The following is a 1,968-nucleotide window of genomic DNA, read 5'->3' on the forward strand; positions in this document are numbered from 1 at the left end:
GGGTTATGCAGTTTCAAAAAGTCCTTTTGGTCCATGGGAGAAAAGTAAAGATAATCCAGTTATAATAAAAGATGTGTCAATAGGTGTTTAGGGTCCAGGGCATTGTTCTGTTACTACATCTCCTAGTGATTTTGAATTGTTTATAGTTTATCATACTCATGCTTTTCCTCAATCACCAGGTGGAATTAGAGTACTAAATATTGATAGAATATATTTTGAGAAAAATGGTGCCTTAATTGTAAAAGGTCCTACTAGAACACCTCAACCTTTTCCTGAATAATTTCTGATTTATTTATAACACTATTTTTAGATATTTAAAATAAAAAATTTCTTTTAAAGGAAGGAGAAAAAATATGGATGGAATTGCAAGATGTGAATATCCTCGCCCCAATTTTAAAAGGGATCAATGGTTGTGTTTAAATGGAACTTGGGAATTTGAATATGATGATCAAAATAAAGGTGAGAGTGAACAATGGTTTCAAAATCATTATTTTACAAAAAAAATAGAAGTTCCTTTTTGTTATGAAAGTAAATTAAGTGGGATAGATGATAAAAATCATCATGATTATGTTTGGTATAAAAGAATTTTTTCTTTACCAAAAGAGTGGAAAAATAAAAAAATAAAGTTAAACTTTGGAGCTGTCGATTATATTGCTAAGGTATGGATTAATGGGCAGTTTGTAGGCAATCATATAGGTGGGAATACTCCATTTAGTTTTGACATTACAAATGAGTTAAAATGGGATGATGAAGAGGAAATCGTAGTTAAGGTAGAAGATAGAACTTATGATCCATCACAGGCCAGAGGGAAGCAAAGCTGGACAGGTAAACCTTTTGCTTGTTGGTATACTAACACTACTGGAATCTGGCAAACTGTTTGGTTAGAACCTGTTAATAATGATCATATAGAAAAAATTAGACTGACACCAAATATCAATAAAGCAACGGTTTTAATAGAAGCTATTTTATCTCCTGAGGCTATAGGTAATACATTAAATATCGATATTAAATTTGAAGACTCAAAGATATTGGAAAGCAGTATTTTCTGTCAAGATCGTATAATACAGATAGAATTAAACGTGCTTTCGAAGGATTTTGAATGGGGTATGAAATTGTGGAGTCCAGAAGAACCTAATTTATATGAGATATTTTTTAAATTAATCGACAATAAGGGAGAAATGAAAGACTTAGTGATGAGTTACTTTGGTATGAGAAAAGTTTCAACCAAGGGCGGTAAATTCTTATTGAACAATCGACCATTTTATCAAAAATTAGTTTTAGATCAAGGATATTTTCCTGAGTCTTTATTAACTCCTCCGAGTGAGGAAGCTATAATAAATGACATAAAATTGACTAAAAATTTTGGATATAATGGTGTAAGGAAACATCAAAAAGTTGAAGACCCCCTGTATCTCTATTGGTGTGATAAATTAGGATTATTAGTTTGGGGAGAAATGGCCTCTTTTTATCAATTTAATTCGGAATCATGCAATCAATATTTAAGAGAATGGCAAGAAATTATAGACAGGGATTATAACCATCCTTCAATAGTTGTATGGACACCCTTTAATGAATCTTGGGGAGTACCAAACATTTTAACAGATAAAAAGCAACAGAAATTTACGAAAAGTGTTGTAAATCTAATAAAATCTTTAGATCAGACTCGCTTAGTTGTGTCTAATGACGGTTGGGAACATACCGAAACAGATCTGTGTACAATTCATGATTATCGTCAAGAGAGTACAGAATTTTTAAAAGTATATTCAGATAAAAATGAAGTTGTTAAAGGATGCCCAGCTGGAAAATTCATTTTTTCCGAAGGATATAACTATTCTGATCAACCTGTTCTTATTACCGAATATGGGGGAACAGCTTTTTTAAAGGATGAAGGATGGGGATATGGTAACAAAGTTTCTTCTGAGGAAGAATTTTTAAAAAAATTTTCTCAATTAACTCAAGCAATAAAAT

At 31.4% G+C, this 1,968-nt stretch carries 1 protein-coding gene; it reads left to right on the top strand.

The window, feature by feature from the left end:
- Positions 1-353: 353 nt before the first annotated feature.
- On the top strand, positions 354-1,968 hold a 1,615-nt coding region (locus AA81_RS13995; RefSeq protein WP_103899378.1), incomplete at its 3' end, for a glycoside hydrolase family 2 protein.

The organism is Petrotoga halophila DSM 16923 (genome assembly GCF_002924615.1).